This is a genomic window from Amycolatopsis arida (assembly GCF_900115565.1).
GTDB classification, from domain to species: domain Bacteria; phylum Actinomycetota; class Actinomycetes; order Mycobacteriales; family Pseudonocardiaceae; genus Yuhushiella; species Yuhushiella arida.
This window is the reverse complement of the sequence record NZ_FOWW01000001.1, coordinates 365,028-381,665: the sequence shown is the minus strand read 5'-3', so window position 1 is coordinate 381,665 and position 16,638 is coordinate 365,028. Positions and strand designations below refer to the sequence as shown.

15 protein-coding genes are annotated in these 16,638 nt (G+C 70.2%); 4 read left to right on the top strand and 11 right to left on the bottom strand.

Annotated elements, in window-relative coordinates; genetic code table 11:
* Positions 1-11: 11 nt before the first annotated feature.
* The gene (locus BM051_RS28285; protein WP_134046124.1) at positions 12-512 is read right to left on the bottom strand and encodes a hypothetical protein; all 501 of its coding nucleotides are present in this window, start codon (positions 510-512) and stop codon (positions 12-14) included.
* A complete protein-coding gene (locus BM051_RS01770; protein ID WP_092526867.1) occupies positions 509-4,138 on the bottom strand; it encodes a hypothetical protein in 3,630 nt (1,209 codons plus the stop codon). The genes BM051_RS28285 and BM051_RS01770 overlap by 4 nt, the downstream gene beginning before the upstream one ends.
* Positions 4,139-4,346: 208 nt before the next feature.
* Between BM051_RS01770 and BM051_RS01765 the strand changes: the two genes are divergently transcribed.
* On the top strand, positions 4,347-4,898 hold the full coding sequence (locus BM051_RS01765) for a hypothetical protein (protein WP_134046122.1): 552 nt from the start codon (positions 4,347-4,349) through the stop codon (positions 4,896-4,898).
* Positions 4,895-6,448 carry a tachylectin-related carbohydrate-binding protein gene (locus BM051_RS01760; RefSeq protein WP_342351644.1) on the top strand — a complete coding sequence of 518 codons (1,554 nt, stop codon included), beginning with the start codon at positions 4,895-4,897 and terminating at the stop codon, positions 6,446-6,448. Before BM051_RS01765 ends, BM051_RS01760 begins: the two co-directional genes overlap by 4 nt.
* A gap of 44 nt (positions 6,449-6,492) precedes the next feature.
* Here BM051_RS01760 and BM051_RS01755 read toward each other — a convergent pair whose 3' ends face one another.
* Positions 6,493-6,693, bottom strand: a complete 201-nt coding sequence (locus tag BM051_RS01755) for a hypothetical protein (protein ID WP_092526861.1) — start codon at positions 6,691-6,693, stop codon at positions 6,493-6,495.
* Between the two features lie 750 nt (positions 6,694-7,443).
* On the opposite strand from BM051_RS01755, the gene BM051_RS01750 reads away from it, so the two are divergent.
* Together BM051_RS01750 and BM051_RS01745 are read left to right on the top strand one after the other, a co-directional pair.
* Positions 7,444-8,601 carry an NAD(P)-binding domain-containing protein gene (locus tag BM051_RS01750; RefSeq protein WP_134046410.1) on the top strand — a complete coding sequence of 386 codons (1,158 nt, stop codon included), beginning with the start codon at positions 7,444-7,446 and terminating at the stop codon, positions 8,599-8,601.
* Positions 8,598-8,855 carry an SCO4225 family membrane protein gene (locus BM051_RS01745; protein ID WP_092526858.1) on the top strand — a complete coding sequence of 86 codons (258 nt, stop codon included), beginning with the start codon at positions 8,598-8,600 and terminating at the stop codon, positions 8,853-8,855. Before BM051_RS01750 ends, BM051_RS01745 begins: the two co-directional genes overlap by 4 nt.
* On the opposite strand, the gene BM051_RS01740 is transcribed toward BM051_RS01745, so the two are convergent.
* From BM051_RS01740 to BM051_RS01705, 8 genes are read right to left on the bottom strand one after another with little or no spacing between them, the layout of a single operon-like run.
* Positions 8,852-9,259, bottom strand: coding sequence for a DUF4440 domain-containing protein (locus BM051_RS01740; protein WP_166677872.1), 408 nt, complete (start codon positions 9,257-9,259; stop codon positions 8,852-8,854). The genes BM051_RS01745 and BM051_RS01740 overlap by 4 nt on opposite strands.
* Complete coding sequence (gene iolD, locus BM051_RS01735; protein WP_092528377.1) at positions 9,256-11,094, bottom strand: 3D-(3,5/4)-trihydroxycyclohexane-1,2-dione acylhydrolase (decyclizing); 1,839 nt, start codon at positions 11,092-11,094, stop codon at positions 9,256-9,258. Before iolD ends, BM051_RS01740 begins: the two co-directional genes overlap by 4 nt.
* The gene (iolB, locus tag BM051_RS01730) at positions 11,091-11,960 is read right to left on the bottom strand and encodes a 5-deoxy-glucuronate isomerase (RefSeq protein WP_092526852.1); all 870 of its coding nucleotides are present in this window, start codon (positions 11,958-11,960) and stop codon (positions 11,091-11,093) included. Before iolB ends, iolD begins: the two co-directional genes overlap by 4 nt.
* Positions 11,953-12,846, bottom strand: coding sequence for a Cgl0159 family (beta/alpha)8-fold protein (locus tag BM051_RS01725; RefSeq protein WP_092526849.1), 894 nt, complete (start codon positions 12,844-12,846; stop codon positions 11,953-11,955). The genes iolB and BM051_RS01725 overlap by 8 nt, the downstream gene beginning before the upstream one ends.
* A complete protein-coding gene (iolC, locus tag BM051_RS01720) occupies positions 12,843-13,778 on the bottom strand; it encodes a 5-dehydro-2-deoxygluconokinase (protein ID WP_092526846.1) in 936 nt (311 codons plus the stop codon). The genes BM051_RS01725 and iolC overlap by 4 nt, the downstream gene beginning before the upstream one ends.
* Positions 13,775-14,560 (bottom strand): ATP-binding cassette domain-containing protein, encoded by a 786-nt coding sequence (locus BM051_RS01715; RefSeq protein ID WP_092526843.1) that lies wholly within the window; start codon positions 14,558-14,560, stop codon positions 13,775-13,777. Before BM051_RS01715 ends, iolC begins: the two co-directional genes overlap by 4 nt.
* The gene (locus tag BM051_RS01710) at positions 14,557-15,603 is read right to left on the bottom strand and encodes an ABC transporter permease (protein ID WP_092526840.1); all 1,047 of its coding nucleotides are present in this window, start codon (positions 15,601-15,603) and stop codon (positions 14,557-14,559) included. The genes BM051_RS01715 and BM051_RS01710 overlap by 4 nt, the downstream gene beginning before the upstream one ends.
* On the bottom strand, positions 15,600-16,616 hold the full coding sequence (locus BM051_RS01705) for a sugar ABC transporter substrate-binding protein (RefSeq protein ID WP_425319709.1): 1,017 nt from the start codon (positions 16,614-16,616) through the stop codon (positions 15,600-15,602). The genes BM051_RS01710 and BM051_RS01705 overlap by 4 nt, the downstream gene beginning before the upstream one ends.
* Between the last annotated feature and the right edge of the window lie 22 nt (positions 16,617-16,638).

Here is a 16,638-nt window from a genome sequence, read left to right as displayed (position 1 = left end):
TGCCGCGTTACTTACTGCCCAGCGCTCGTGAGCTTTTGTATTTGATAAGGAAAGGCTTGGCCAGATAATTGCTCGAGGGTTTGGAAAAAATCAAGGCCGGCTTGTCGTAGTGTCTGGATTAATTGCCTCCTTTCAACGGATATTGCACTCTTTGTTTTCTGAGATTCGACCGTTACGATAATTCGTTCGCCCTTGGCTACTTCGAACGAGATTCTCGCGGGCTGGTCAGTAAACCACGAAGAGCCGCTTTGTCCTTTGTGTGCACTTGCAACCAGATCCGCAATCACTGACCAAAGGCCTTTTATGTCGGTTATCAGATTTCTGCCTAGGATGGTTTTATTGTTGATTACGAGCTCGAGAGATCCAGGGAGTTCTTCGGTTTTTCCTGCCTCTGGAAGGGCTTGACACGCGGCCAAGCTTACAGAGTTTCCGGTAAATCCTTCAGTGAAGTAAAGAAAGGTCTCCACTTCGATGGTTTCATAGTGTTCGCTGATTGCTTGGAATTTGCTCATGGTAGCGGATAGAACATCACTATTTTGCCATTTTCGATGGTTACTGTGTAACCTCTCCCATTTACTGTTCCTTCCATATTTTTCAGGGTCCCTTGAACACCTTCGTCGATTATTCTTCTTGAGTTTTGGTTGACGACCTGTGTGATAACATCTTCTATCTCCTGGATAGATGTCCTGCCGCCAAAAAAGCTCTGGTTTCCCTTCCAGGAGCCGTCCCAGTATCTAGGATGGTGTCGCTCGAGGATGTGTGTCATTCTTTCTCTGTTTAATACCACTGTTTCACGTCCAATTTGTAATGTCTTGGCCGACCAGCCGTGCAGTGCTGACGCCGACCGTCCAGGAAGAAGTTTAGTCTTTCCTGGAACTCCTAGCTTCAGTAGCCTCTCGGACTTCTTGAGGAGGTTTCTGAATATGGCTCCGCCGCCGCCCAGTTCCTGGGTAGGTAGGACCATTCCAGGGACCTGAGCGAGCTGCTTCAGAAGCTCCGGGCTGCACGCAGTTGTGCCGGAGTAGCAGTACGCCCGTAGGTAGAGCGCCGGTAGGTCGTGTGGGTTCGCAGGGCCGAACTGGTCGTAGTAACTTCCCTCGTCCGCGAGCCATGCGTCGAAGCCGTGTGCTAGCCGTTCGCATTGAGGAAGCCCGTAGCCCTGGAAGGGGAGTGGAACGCCGTTGATGAAGCATTCACCTTCGACGTAAAGTGCACGTGTGCCGTTCTCGTACTGTCGGACAACAGTGCTGGTCGGGTTGCCACCCGCTTCATCTTGGTTGCGTCGAGTTGCTTCTTCGTTGACCTTCCGCTGGAAGTGTTCCATTGCTTCGTTCGCGGCCTGCTCCGCTTCGGCGGCGTCCTTCCCGGCCGCGATGGCGGAAGCTCGCGCGGCGGCCGCGTGGGCGGCTGCTTGTGCGGCGTATACACGGGCGCGGGCGGCCGAGGTCTCCGCCTGTGCGGCGAAACCGGCAGCCTTGCGGGCGTCTTCTCGGGCTGAGGCCGCGGCAGTGCGGGCTAGGCGGGCCGACTCGGCGGCGCGCTCGGCATACGTCTGAGCCTGCTGCGCGGAGTTTCGGGCTTGGTCGGCGTAGCCGCGGGCCTCGTTAGCGGATTGTCGGGCGCGTTCGGCGTGTTGTGCGGCTTCGTCGGCGGCCTTCCGGGCGATGGCCGCGTTCTCTGCCGCGGTCGCGGCATTCTGGTTCGCCGTGGCCGCCGACTGGGCTGCCTGGGCGACGTAGCGCTGGACCGTGGCGACGTGCGAAGCGGTGGCCTGGTCACGCTGCTCGGCGCGGTGCTTGCCGACTCGCAGGAACTCGCTCAGCATCTCGGGTGGTCCGGCGAGCGCGATCTCGGCCTCGGCCTTGACCTCGGGACCTCCGGACGCGAGCGCCTGGGCAACCTTGATCCGCTCGTCGTGCTCGCGGGCGACGTACTGCCCGGTGCGCAGGAACTCTCGCTGGTCGGCCGGAGTGCCGTCGAGCGCCGCGTTCGCCGCGTCCCGGACGGCCGGTCCGGCGTTGGTGAGAATCTGGGCGATGGCGATCCGGTCGTCGTGCTCGCGGCCCTCGTAGTCCTGGGTCCGGAGAAACTCTCGCACCTGCTCGTAGCTGCCGGCCAGGGCTGCTTCGGCGGCCTCCCGCAGAGCGGCTGGCTCGCCCGTCGCGGCGATGTGCGCTACCCGGGCTCGATCATCCTGCTCGGTGGCCAGGCCCAGGCCTGTCCGTACGAACTGGACGACCTGCGCTTCGGTGCCGGCGAGCGTGGTCTCGGCGGCGGCCTGGCTCCACGGGCCCCCGGTGGTCAGGACGCGCATGGCGACCTTCCGGCCGTTGCTCACCACTACTGGCTGTGGAGCGTCGGGTTGCCTCGCTTCGGCGAGCAGCCGGTTCGCTTCCTCGTCACGGCGAGCGGCCTCTTCGGTGTCCCACGCGATGTCGGACTTGAGCCGGTCGTACTCGGCGCGGAGTTCTTGCGCGACTTCGACGGCTTCCTCTTTCTGGGTCGCCAGTCGTTCCGCCTCGGCCGCACGTGCGGCTTGCTCTACGTCGCGGGCCTGCGTGGCGGCTGCCGTGGCCTGATCCGCGGCCTGCTTGGCGGCGGCCGCGTGTGCCGCGGCCGCTTGCGCCGCGCGTTCGGCGTCACCAGCGTGCGCGGCGGCCTCGTCGGCTGCTCTAGCCGCTGCCTCGGCATTGTCCGCCGCCCGGTTGGCGGCGGCGTGTGCCTCGTTGGCGGCACGCCCCGCTTCTCGCGCGAGCGCATCCGCCGCGTTGGCGGCGCGCGTCGCCCGGGCGGCCGCCCGGTTCGCTCGCGCGGCGGCGACGCGGGCGCGCTCGGCCTGAGCCCCGGCCGCGGCGGAATGGCCACTGGCTTCGTGTGCCGCCTGTCCGGCGGCTGCTGCGTTGGCGCTAGCGCTGATAGCGGCGCGAGCGGCACCACTGGCGGCGTAGGCGGCATCGACGACAGCCTTCGCCGCCTCCGCGGCCCGTCGCGCATTGGCTGCCACGTTTCGCGCGTCCACGGCAGCTTGCCGGGCGGCCGCGGCCTGGGAGGCGTCGTTGGCCGCCGCTGAAGCCGCGCGGTAGGCGCGGGACGCGGCCTGGTTGGCCAGCGACGCGGCGGTCGCGGCACGGGCGGCGGCGTTCGCGGCCACTCGGGCGGCGTGGTTCGCGGCGTTGGCCGCGCTGATGGCATCCTGGGCGGCGTGGGCCGCCCGCTCGGCCGCGTTCGCCGCGCGTCCGGCCGCAGCGGCGGCCTGTGCCGCGTTGTCCTTGGCGGCGGCGGTTTCGGCTGCCGCCCGTTGCGCGGCCTCCTTGGCCAGCTGCGCGGCGTGCAGAGCTCGCTCGGTGGCCTGCTTCGCTGCCTCGGTTTCGGCCGCGGCACGTTGCCCCGCCTCCCTGGCGACCGCGGCCAGACCGGCGATCGTGGTGGTCTCCTCATCCCGTTCTCGGGCCACGTGCTGTCCGGTCTCGAGGAACTCCCGCAGGTCCTCGACGGTGCCGTCCAGGGCGATCTGCGCGGCCTTCTGGACTTCGGGACCGCCGGAGGACAGCAGTTGGGCCACCTTCACCCGGTCGTCATGCTCGCGGGCCTGGTGTTGCCCGAACTGCACGAATTGCCACAGGTCTTCGGTCGTCCCGTCCAGAGCCGCCTGTGCGGCCTCTCGCACCCCGCGATCACCCGCGGCCAGGATCTGTGCGACGCGTACCCGAAGATCGTGTTCCCACGGACCCTGCCAGCCGGACTCCAGGAACGCGGGCAGCTCCTCGACTGGTCCACTGAGCGCCTGTTGGGCGGCATCCTTGACTCCCCGGCCCCCAGTGGCCAACAGCCGAGCCACCCTGATCCGGTTGTCGTGCTCGGCGGCGACGTGACGTCCGGCGTCCAGAAACGCTCGAACGGCCTCGTCAGAACCGGTGAGCGCGTCCTCTGCGGCGGCTCGCATCGCCGGTCCGCCAGACTTCCACAACTCCAGTGCTTGTCCTCGGGCACTGAGCTGGCTGTCATCGTTCGTGCTGGACGTGCTCGCAACGGCCGTCGCGGACTGAGTCGTCCATGACGTGCTGAGCAGCCCGATGGTGAGCGCCACCGTCAGAACAAGCGCGAGAATTCCACGATTTCCGGCTCTATCAGCCGACATGATTCCCCCCGGTTGGGTCGCATGGGCAGGCCGTCCTCATTCCAGGACCGCCATGCTTGTGGCTCGCGTCGAGATGACCGTTCGTTACACACACGAGAGTAAAAGTGATATGGGCCACTTCGAAGCCTGATGTTCTTGGTGGTGTTTTACTTGGTTGTCTAGGGTCGTGTGTTCGAGTTGTCGACCGAGGAGCAAAGCACTGCTCCGAATGGCTCAGTCTAATGGTCGCGAAGGGGAAAAGGGGACCGAATTGCTACGCACCTGGTTGCGTCCCGCGCTCGCCGCTCTCGGTGCCGCATTGACTGCCGGCGTCGTCACTATGACGACAGGCTCGGCGGCTGGCAGCGTGAGTGGACCTGCCGCTCAACAGCAGCCGGCCGAGGAGCCGCCGTCCATCGTCGAGGACTACACGTATCCTGGCGCGAACAAGATCCTTCAGGAACGAGGGATTCTCCTGCGCAAGGGCGATGGGAATATCCTTCTGGTTGAGTGTGACAACAGTGGTCAGTTGATGGAGGTCTGGAGTCGGAGCAAGGGAAAGTTCTGCTTCCGGATCGCTCCTCGGGGCGGGTACCTGACGTTGGAGGTTCCCGAGGTTTACCTGGCCAAAGGTGACGATCACGCGATTCAGGTCGCGGTGGCGGAGAAGGGAAGCACCAAGCACTACGACGTGGCCAGAAACGGCTGGACCTCGATCGGCGAGGGTACTGATCCGGACAATGGCCCAGCGACGCTGCTGGAAATTCGGGCCGCCGCATGAAGACGTTGCCGACAGTGGGAAGATCGATGTCTACGAAATATCACCGAAAGGGCTGGTGTGCTGGTGCACTGGTCGCGGTTCTGGTGCCAGGAGCGCTGGTCAGTCCGCCGGCGCACGCTGTGGCGGGTGGTGGTGTCGCGCGGGCGGTGGACTACGGGTTCATCGCGAAGATCGAGGTTTCTGGAGCCCGCGGTTGTACCGGCGTCCTGATCGACCCGGAGTGGGTGCTCACCGCCAGGAGTTGCTTCAGCGGTAACGGGGTGCAGGCGGCAGCGGCTGGGTCGCCGATGGCGGAGGCGATCATTGGGAGGCCCGATCTGGCGACGAACGCGGGGAAGTCTGTCTCCGTGATGTCTGTGGTTTCGCACCCTGAGCGGGACGTTGCGCTGGGTAGGCTCGCCGAGCCCGTGTGGAACGTGGATCGGCCGGCGATCGCGCGTACTGCTCCTGGTCAGGGGGAGGTGTTGCGGGTCGCGGGGTTCGGGCGGACCGAGGACGTGTGGGTGCCGGACAAGCTGCAGCATGCTCGGTTCAGGGTTCAGTCCGTCGCGTCGACCACCGTTGAGGTGGTGGGGGAGGACGGCGCGAGCACGTGCAAGGGTGACGCGGGCGGGCCGGCGCTGCGCGAGCGGAACGGCGCGGTTGAGCTGGTCGCGATTAACAGCGCCTCCTGGCAGAAGGGCTGCCTGGAGGTGAGCGAGACTCGGCAGGGCGGCATTGAGACGCGGGTGGACGGGCTGGACCCGTGGTTGCGTCAGCACGTCCCCAACCTGTACATCGAATGCAAGTCGGCGGTGCCGATCTTCGCCGTGCACCCCGACGACACGATGTGGCTGGACCAGCACACCGCGCCCCGCTACGGCAACGACTCGTGGATCGACGGCTTCCGTATCGGCGGGCCGGGATGGCTGAACGGGCGTGCGTTCGCCAGCGTGGACGGCGTCGTCTACGGCGCGAAGGAAAATGGCGAACTCCGCCGGCTCCGATGGAATGGCACCGGGTGGGACCGACCGAACCCCGACCACTGGTACGACGTGATCGATTACGGCTGGGAGCGGTACACCACCGACGCCTACCGGAACCGGGTCACCGCGGACAGCAAGGGTCACATCTACACGATCGAGCCCGATGGCAACCTCCACTGGCGGTCCTATGACCACGCCACGAAACGGTGGGAGCACCGGGTGGTGGAGAGCGGTTGGGGGCAGTACGACCTCATCGTGGCGGCCGGTGACGGGGTGTTGTACGCCCGCACTCCGGACGGGAAGTTGTTCCGGCACCACTACGATGCCGAAGGTCAGCGCTGGATCTCCCGCTCCGGGCAGATCGGGGCCGCGTGGAACATGTACCACTCGATCACGTCCGCGGGCGCGGACATCCTGTACGGCATCCGCTCGAGTTGGTACAACGACGCCTCGTACTGGTACCGGTACCTGCCGGACGCGCAGAAGTGGGCGGAGACCGGGACCAGAGGAGGCAAGCTCCTCAGTAGGCGCTGGAACCGCACACACAACGTGGTCGCCGCACCGGACAGCTGCCGACTGCTGTGACCCACGCCGTCCGGGGCCGGGTACCACTCCGGCCCCGGACGGGATCAGCCGCGGGAGGTCTCCGGGGTGGATTCCTTGGGGGGCTGCTTGGGTTTGATCGTGGATTTGATCGGGCCGATGGCCAGCCAGGTGAGGACGAAGAACACCACGACGACGAGCCAGTAGTACAGCCAGAACGTCTTCTCCGGATCGGCCAGGAACAGGCCGATGACGAGAATCGTCGCGGCGAGCCGGCGGCGACGCACACCCGGGCGAACTCCCGCCACTGGTAACGGCGTTCCTCGTCGCCGTACAGCCGCCGCTTCTGGGGCTTGGGGCCTCCCGCCCACGTGTACGCCGCCCACCGGTCGGCCCACCTGATCGTGCGGGCCCCGTGCGTGAGCGAGAAGCCGATGTAGAACGCGGACAGCCCGTGCGCGAACTCGGACGCGCCACCCCGGGACAGGTCGACGAACGTGATGGTGATGAGCACCACGTCGATCAGCGGCGTCGACACCAGCAGGACGGTGGAGGTCCGCTTCCACTTCAGGACATAACGGGTGATCAGGCCCGACGCAAGGGCGACCCAGAACGCGATCTCGCAGAGGATGATGGCGATAATCATGCGTCGGCAGCGCCCCAGTTCGGCGTTGTTGTTGCCCGCTCTCCCATGGCCGAGAACTCAGCGTCACCATAGCGGACATCCCCCGCTCGTGGCGGCTGGCGAAGGCTGTGCTCGGGGATGCGGGCGCGATCAAGGCGGCGACCAGCGAAGCAGCCCGGCTCCTACGACTGGATCACGACCGCGGCCGCATCGAACCCGGCCTGCGTGCCGACCTCGTGCTCCTGGGCGGGGCCGGACTCGCCGTCGACGACCTGGCCGGCCGGATACGCGGTCGCCCATCTCCTGCGCGGATCGCCACTCGGCGCGCGCCCCGTGCTTGGCGGTGGTTGTGAGCACTGTTCCGGCCGGTGTGGAAATACCGGGGCTGGCCGGGGTGGTTGCAGCGGGTGTGGTGGAACAGGTGGACCACACCACCGACGTCGTGGTGATCGGGGCGGGGCAGGCGGGCCTGTCGGCCGCCTACCACCTGCGCCGAACCGACACTGACTTCGTGGTGCTCGACCATGCCAAGGGCCCGGGTGGCGCGTGGCAGCACCGGTGGCCCTCGCTGCGAATGGATCAGGTGCACGGCATCCACGACCTGCCCGGGATGGCCCTCGACCCAGCCGGCGGCACGGCCGCGGGCACAGCCCTCGACTCAGCTGGGGGAGCGAGCGTCGACACGGCCGAGAGCGACGACAGCAGGCCGGCGGCCGTCGTCATGGCCGAGTACTTCGACCGGTACGAACGCGCCTTCGAGCTTCCGGTGCTCCGCCCGGTCGACGTCATCGCCGTGCGGCGCGGCCAGGACGACCGGCTCCTCGTCGAGACGCCCACCGAGACGTGGGCCGCCCGGGCGGTCGTCAACGCCACGGGTACCTGGGACCGCCCCCACTGGCCCTACTATCCCGGCCGCGAGACGTTCGCCGGGCGGCAGCTGCACACCGCCGACTACACCGGCCCGGCCGGCTTCGCCGGGCAGCACGTGATCGTCGTCGGGGGCGGGACCTCCGCGGTGCAGCTCCTCACCGAGATCGCCACGCGGGGCAACCCCGCCAGCACCACCTGGGTGACCCGCCGCCCACCCGTCTTCGTCGACGGCCCCTTCACGGCCGAGCACGGCCGCGCCGCCGTCGCCGAGGTCGACCGCCGCGTCCGCGCCGGGCTGCCGCCGCAGAGCGTGGTCCGGGTCACCGGACTCACCCTCACCCCCGAGGTCGCCCGCGCCCGCGCCGCCGGCCTGCTCGACCGCGAGCCCATGTTCACCCGGATCACTCCGCACTCCGTCGTCTGGGCGGACGGCACCGAGCGACCGGCCGACGTCATCCTCTGGGCCACCGGCTTCCGCGCCGCGCTCGACCACCTCGCCCCGCTGCGGCTGCGCGCCCCCGGCGGCGGCATCACGATGGCCGGCACCCGCGTCGTCGCCGAGCCCCGGCTCCACCTCGTCGGCTACGGCCCCTCGGCGAGCACGGTCGGCGCCAACCGGGCCGGCCGCGCGGCGGCGCTCGAGATCCGCCGGCTCCTCGAGTCGCGCCCCGAGAGCGCGGCCCGCACGATGGGGGCGTGACCCGCGCGACCGCCATCCCCCTCGGCTACACCGTCCTCGTCCTCGGCACCACCGTCGTCGTGCTCGCCACCGGCGACGAGAGCCTGGCCGGCGTGTGGCTCATCGTGGTCACCCTGCCGGTGTCGCTGCTCCTGCAACTCCTGCCGATCAAGGGCGTCGGCCTCGCGCTCGTCCTCGCCGCCGGCGGCCTCGCCCAGGCCGGCCTGCTCCACCTGGCGCTGCGGATGCTCGCGCACAGGTCCCAGCGCGCCTAGGCCGTGTTCCAACGCTGGCCCGCCACCCAGGTCTCCTGCAGGTGCCGCCACCGCAGGCCGCCGCCGGGTGCCCTGACCAGCACGGCCGTGGCCCGGCGTGCCCGCCCGCCCGCGCCCTCGTGCCGCTCCAGGAACGTCACCACCAGCACCGGCCCCGCCTCCGCCACCAGCCGCACCTCCGACACCGCGATCCGCAGGTCCGGTGCGGCGCCGTACCCGCGCTCGACCGCGGCCAGCAACTCCTCCCGGCCCAGTACCACGCCGTCGGCGCCGACGAGCGTGAACTCCGGCTCGTGCGCGTCGGCGAACTCGCCGAACGCCGTCCGCGGCAGGCTGCCGGACAGCCACCCCTCCAGCACCCGGTGCTGCCGCTCGACCTCCGCCCGGGCCTCCGGCTCGCTCACGGCGCGAGGTAGCGCAGCTGCGCCGCCTTGTGCTCGGCGACGTCGGCGGATCCGGACAGCGTCTCCGGCACGCCGACCTCCCACCACGCGCCGGCCTCCGTCCACGTCGCCGGGTGGGTGCGGATCACCACCACCGCCGGCCGCCGCCGCTCCACCGCGGCCTTCCGCGCCTCGCGGTAGGCCGCAACCAGCTCGTCGATCGTCTTCGCGGCGAACACCACGCAACCGAGCGACCGGGCGTGCCCGGCGAAGTCCACCCGCGGTGGCTCCGCGTGCCGGCTCCGGCAGTCGGAGTACAGGTTGTTGAACGGCGCCGCGCCCTGCCCCTCCTGCAACCGCGCGATCACCGCGTACCCGTCGTTGTCGCACACCACCGCCACGAACGGGTGGCCGGCGAACGCCGCGGAGAACAGCTCCGAGTTCAGCATCAGGTACGACCCGTCCCCGAGCAGCGTCGTCACCACGCCCTCGGGCCGCGCCATCGCCGCGCCCCACGCGCCGGCCACCTCGTAGCCCATGCAGGAGAAGCCATACTCGACGTCCATCGTGGACACACCGGTGGCCCGCCAGCCGCCGATCAGCTCACCGGGCAGCCCGCCGGACGCGGTCATCACGTAGTCCTCCGGCCGGGACAGCTCGTTGACCACCCCGACCACCTGCGCATAGGTCGCCGGCTCGGTGCCCGGCGCGCGCAACGCGTCCACGTGCGCGTCCCACCGGCCCCGCTCCGCCACCGCCCGGTCCGACCACTCCGCGCCGGCCCGCCACCCTTCCAGCAGCTCGGTCAGCTCGGCCAACCCGGCGTCGGCGTCGCCGACCACGGCCAGCGCCCCGTGCTTCACCGCGTCGAACCGCGCCGCGTTCAGCGTCACCAGCCGCACGTCCGGGGAGAACACCGTCCACGACGCCGTGGTGAAGTCCTGCAGCCGGGTGCCCACCGCGAGCACCACGTCGGCCTCCGCGGCCAGCAGGTTCGCCGACGCCGACCCGGTGATCCCCAGTGGCCCCGCGTGCAGCGGGTGGTCGTGCGGTACCAGCGTGCGGCCCGCGGTGGTCTCGGTGACCGGCAGCCCGTGCTCCTCGGCGAACCGCAGCGCCCGCCCGGCCGCCCCGGCGTAGCGCACCCCGCCGCCGAGCAGCAGCAGCGGTCGCTCCGCGCCGCGCAGCACCGCCGCCGCGTCGGCCAGCGCCCTCGGGTCCGGCCGCGGCCGCGGCACCCGGTGCACGCGCGGCTCGAACAGTGCCTCCGGGAAGTCGAACGTCTCCGCCTGCACGTCCTGCGGCAGCGCCAGGGTGACCGGACCGCAGTCGGCCGGGTCGGTGAGCACCCTGGCCACCTGCGGCAGCGTGGCGAGCAGCTGCTCCGGCCGGGTGATCCGGTCGAAGTAGCGGCTCACCGCGCGGAACGCGTCGTTGACCGTCGCCGTCGCGTCGCCGAAGTGCTCCACCTGCTGCAGCACCGGATCCGGAGCGCGCCCGGCGAACGTGTCCCCCGGCAGCAGCAACACCGGCAGCCGGTTCGCGTGCGCAACCCCGGCCGCGGTCACCATGTTCAGCGCGCCCGGCCCGATCGACGACGTCACCACGCCGACCTGGCGCCGGTGCGTGGCCTTCGCGTACCCCACGGCCGCCAACGCCATGCCCTGCTCGGTGTGGCCCCGCCACACCGGCAGCTCGTGCCGGTGCTCCTCCAGCGCGCTGCCGAGGCCGAGCACGTTGCCGTGCCCGAAGATCGCGAACACACCGGGGAACAGCGGGACCTCCCGGCCGTCGAGCGCCTCCGACCGCTGCGCGAGCAGCCAGCGCACCAGCGCCTGCGCCGTGGTGAGTCTCATCGGCACACCCCTTCCGCACTCGTCACCGGGCAGCGCGAATCCTGCTCCTGCTCCCGCCAGGTGTCCCGCACCCAGCCGTGCGCGGGGTCGTCGCAGAACGCCATCGACCGCTCCTCGGCAGGACCCGCCAGCACGTTCAGGTAATACATCGGATACCCGGGCGCCGCGACACACGGTCCGTGGTAGCCCCGCGGGATCAGGAACACGTCACCGTCGCGCACGGCCACGTTCTCGTCCAGCGCGCCGTCGGCGGTGTAGGTCCGGTGCAGCCCGAAGCCGCCCTCCCCGGAGATCCGGAAGTAGTAGACCTCCTCGTTCACCACCTCGCACTCGCCTGCCTCGTCGTGCTTGTGCGGAGGGTAGGACGACCAGTTGCCGTCCGGGGTGATCAGCTCGCACGCGTTGAGCCTGTCGGCGTGCTCCCACACCCCGGGTACGCCGAAGTTGGTCACCTGCCGGGTGGCCCGCCCCGCGCCGCGCACCTCCACCGGCACGTCCTCGGCCGGGCCGTACCGGGGCGCGAGTCGCCGATCGCACCGTGCCATCGGCAGCGCCACCTCGGCGCCCTCCGCGGCGAACAGCTCCACCTCGGCGTCCCGCGGCACGTAGGCGAAGTCGGTGACCCTGCTGAACACCGAGTCCCGGCCGCGCAGCACGAAGTGGTCGCCGTCGACACTCACCGAGCAGCCGCCGGACAGCGGCAGCACGAACGCCTCGACCTCGCCGGTCGACACCGTCCTCGGCACGCCCGGCGCCAGCCGCAGCACCCGCAACCCGGTGTAGGTCCAGCCGGCCCGCTCGGGTGTCAGCAGCACCGGGTCGTCCCCGTCCGCCAACGTCCCCAGTGGATAGTGCAGATCACTCACGGACAGCCTCCAGAACCTTCGCCGCCGCGTCCACCGCGGCCCCCACGTCACCGTCCGGCGGGTACAGCAGCGCCCGCCCCACCACCAGCCCGCGCACCGCGGGATGCCGCAGCGCCCTTCCCCACGACGCGAGGTCGGCCGCCGGGTCCGGCGAGGGCATCCCGCCGAGCACCACGATCGGCAGCGTCGTGGCGTCCAGCGCCACGTCGTCGTCCGGCGCGGGCAGCTTGAGCCAGGTGTGCGCCGAGGTCTCGCCGAGCCCCGCCGTCACGGTGACCGCCCTGGCCAGCGCCGCGCCGTCCTTGCGCAACCGCAGCTCACCGTGTGGCTGCCGCTCGTACGGCAGCGGCTCCACCATCGCCATCAGCCCGTGCCCGGCCAGCTCCGACACCGCCCGCGCGCAGGACTCCAGCGTCGGCACCGTGCCGGGGTCGGTGTCCACCAGCCGCAGCAGCATCTTGCCGCCGTCCAGCCCGCGCTCGGCGATCGCCCGCGCCGTGTAGCCGGTGAACCGGTCGTCGATCTCCCAGTCCGCGCCGGCCAGCCCGCCGCGGTTCATCGACCCGATCACCACCTTGTCGTGCAACGCGTCGAGCAGCAGCAGCTCCTCCACCACGTCCGGGGTGCCGAGCAGGCCGTCCACCGCCGGATGGTCGAGCGCGATCAGCAGCCGCTCGACCAGCGAGCGGCGATCGGCCATCGCCAGCGGGTCGGCGCCCACCCCGAGCGCGCCGCGCGCCGGATGGTCGGCGGCGACCAGGAACAGCGTGCCGTCGCCGGACAGCAAGGACGGTCGGCGGCGCCGGGCGGCGTAGGCGCGAGCCACGGCGGCGGGATCGGTGGCGCGCATGGCCAGCAACTCCCGCCAGCGTGCGTCGGACATCATGTGCGCAGCAACTCCTCGATCTCCGCGGCCGTGGGCATGGCGTCGGCGCAGGCGAGCCGGCCGGCGACCAGCGCGCCGGCGGCGTTGGCGTAGCGGGCGATCCGCACCGGGTCCCAGCCGGCGAGCAGGCCGTGCACGAGCGCGCCGCCGAAGCCGTCGCCCGCGCCCAGCCCGCACACCACCTCCACCGGCCGCGGCGGCACCGTCCACGCGCCCTCCGGTGTCGCCACCAGCACCCCGTCGGCCCCCTTCTTGATGATCGCCAGCTGCACCCCCCGGTCGAGCATCCGGCGCGCGGCCTCGTCCGGGTCGGCGGTGCCGACCGCCACCTCGGCCTCGGTGCGGTTGCCCACGGCCACGGTCACGTGCTCCAGCATGCCGCCTATCTCCGCCCTGGCGGTGGCGACGTCCGGCCAGAACATCGGCCGGTAGTCCAGGTCGAGCACGGTGTGCACGCGCCGGCTGCGGCGGCGCAGGATCTCCCGCTGCGTGCCGCGCGCCGGCTCGGTGCTCACCCCGGTGCCGGTGACCCACAGCAGCGGCACCTGCTCGACCACCTCCCATGGCACGTCGTCCGCGGTGAGCGTGAGGTCCGGGGCGACGGGGGAGCGGTAGAACAGCAGCGGCGGGTCCTCCGGGGGGTCCAGCGCACAGAACACCACCGGCGTCCGCAGATGCTGGGCGGTGCCGACGTGATCGGCCGCCACCCCGAACTCCCGCAGCGCCGCGCGCACGTAGTCGCCGAACCCGTCCGGGCCCACCTTGGTGAGCACGGCCGTCCGGCGGCCCAGCCGCGCGGCCGCCACCGCCACGTTGGTCGCGGTGCCGCCGAGCGACTTGGCGAACGTGCGCACCTCGGCCAGCGGCACGCCGCTCTGCTCGGGGTAGAGGTCCACCCCAACCCTGCCGATCGTCAACGCCTCCAGCGTCATGCACTCTCCATGGACCGCAACTCGTGCTCCAGCGCCGCCAACTCGGCGCCGCCGGCCATCTGCCGGGTCAGCTCGGGCAGGTCGATCTCCGACTTCTCGTAGCCGCCCAGCGCGGCACCCCGCTTGAGCAGCAGGAAGCGGTCGCCCACCGGGTAGGCGTGGTGCGGGTTGTGGGTGATCAGCACGACGCCGAGGCCGCGGTCGCGGGCCTGCGCCACGTACTTCAGCACCACCCCGGCCTGCTTGACGCCCAGCGCCGCGGTCGGCTCGTCCAGGATGAGCACCTTCGCGCCGAAGTACACCGCCCGCGCGATCGCCACGCACTGCCGCTCGCCGCCGGAGAGCGTGCCCACCGGCTGCTCGACATCGCGCAGGTCGATGCCCATGTCGGCCAGGGCCCGCTTGGTCGTCGTCCGGCCCTTGCGCCGGTCCAGCAACCGGAACGGGCCGAACCCGCGGGTCGGCTCCGAGCCCAGGAAGAAGTTGCGCCACACGCTCATCAGCGGAACCACGGCCAGATCCTGGTACACCGTGGCGATCCCGCGGTCGAGCGCGTCCCGCGGCGAGGTGAACCGCACCGGCTCGCCCTCCACCCGGAACTCGCCGCTGTCGTGCTGGTGCACCCCGGCCAGGATCTTGATCAGCGTCGACTTGCCCGCGCCGTTGTCGCCCAGCACGCAGGTGACCTCGCCGGGCCTGACCACGGTGGACACGTCGCGCAGCGCGATGACGCTGCCGTAGGTCTTGCCGATCCCGGTGACCTCGATCAGTGGCTCGCTCATCTCCGTACCCTCTCCGCCCTGCGCCGGAACGTGTTGTTGACCAGCACCGCGGCCAGCAGCATCACGCCGAGGAAGAGCATGAACCAGTCGCTGTCCCAGCGGGCGAACACGATGCCCTGCCGAGCCATGCCGAAGATCAGCGCGCCGATCGCGGCGCCGATCGCCGAGCCGAAGCCGCCGGTGAGCAGGCAGCCGCCCACCACCGCGGCCACGATGAACTGCAGCTCGAGCCCGATGCCCTGGTTGGCCTGCACCCCGGCGAAGCGCAGCACGTTGATCGAGCCGACCAACCACGCGGCGAACGCGGTGGTCATGAACAGCATGATCTTCGTGCGCACCAGTGGCACGCCGACGGCCCGCGCGCTCTGCGGCGCCCCGCCCACGGCGAAGATCCAGTTGCCGAACCGGGTGCGGACCAGCACCAGCGCGGCGAGCGCGGCGAAGGCGATCCACCACAGGATCGAGACCTGGAACGCCGTGCCGCCGACGTTCACCGTGGAGGCGAACACCAGGCCGGCCGACTCGTAGCCGTCGGTGGCCCGCATGCCGGACACCTGCACGGTGCCGGTGACCAGCCGGGTGACGCCGAGGTTGAGGCCCTGCAGCGCGAGGAACGTGCCGAGCGTGACGATGAAGCTGTGCAGGCCGGTGCGCATCACCAGCCAGCCGTTGAACGCGCCCACACCCATCGCGAACACCAGCGACGCCAGCAGGGCCAGCCACACGTTCCAGCCGGCCTGGGTGGCCAGTGTGGCGGTGACCAGCGCGGTCGAGGCGGTCATCACGCCGGCGGAGAGGTCGAACTCGCCGCCGATCATCAGCAGCGCCACCCCGACGGCCATGATGCCCAGGGTGGACGAGTCGTCCAGCCAGGTCGCCACCCCGCTCGGGCTGAGGAACTGCTCGGTGACCACGGAGAAGAAGGCGAACACCACCACGGCGCCGAGCAGGGCGCCGATCTCCGGGCGGACGATCAGCCGGTCGAACAGCCGCGGGGTGGCCACCCGCTCGTCCACCTGTGGCGGGGACGCGGTGACGGTCATCGGGTGCCTCGCTGGACGTACTCGGCGATCCGATCGACCTCGCCCTGCTCCACCAGGTCGGGGCCGGTCAGCACCGGCCGGCCGCCACCGACGACGTTGGCGTTGTCCCGGTACAGCCTCAGGAACGACACCGGCAGGTAACCCTGCAGGTACTGCTGCTGGTCGACGGCGAAGAGCACCTCGCCGGCCTGCAGCGCGGCCACCACGTCGGAGTTGAGGTCGAACGTCGCGACCTCGGCCTTCGAGTCGACGCTCTTGATCGCCGCCACGGCGCGGGTGGCCACCTGCGAGTTCAGCGCCAGCACCGCGTCGATCGTGGCGTCGGTCTGTACCGCGCCACGGATCCGGGACTCCACGTCGGTGGGGTTGTTGATGTCCACCTGCAGTGTCTGCACGGTGCCGCCGAAGCCCTCCCGCGCGCCGTCGCACCGCTGGTTCTGGCCGATGTTGCCGGCCTCGTGGATCACGCACAGCAGCTTGGTCTTGCCCAACTCGGCGAACCTGCTACCGGCGGCCTCGCCGGCGATCGTCTCGTTCTGTCCGACGTGGGTGAGCGCGCCGAACTCGGCGCTTTGCTGGTCACCGGAGTTGATGGTGATCACCGGAATGCCGGCGCTCACCGCGTTCTGGATCGAGGTGCGCAGCGCGCCCGGGTTCGCCATGGACACGACCAGCCCGCCCACGCCCTGCGCGACGGCGTTGTCGATCAGCTTGGCCTGGTTGCCGGGGTCGCCGTCGGAGTTGTACTCGACCTGGACGTCGAGCTCGCGCCCGGCCGCCTCGGCGCCGTTCTTGACCACGTTCCAGAAGGCGTCGCCGGCGGTGCCGTGGGTGACCACCGCGACCCGCAGCGGGCCGTCCTGGGACGGCTGCTGCTGCGGCGCGCCGTCCCCGCCGCCCTGCTCGCCGCCGGGTCCACTGCACGCGGCGAGCAGCAGGCCGGCCGCGGCCAGCGCCAGGATCCGGCCCGCCCGGACGGATCGGGTTCCGTGGGATCGGGACATCGGGGACATCGGGGACATCGGGGACATCATT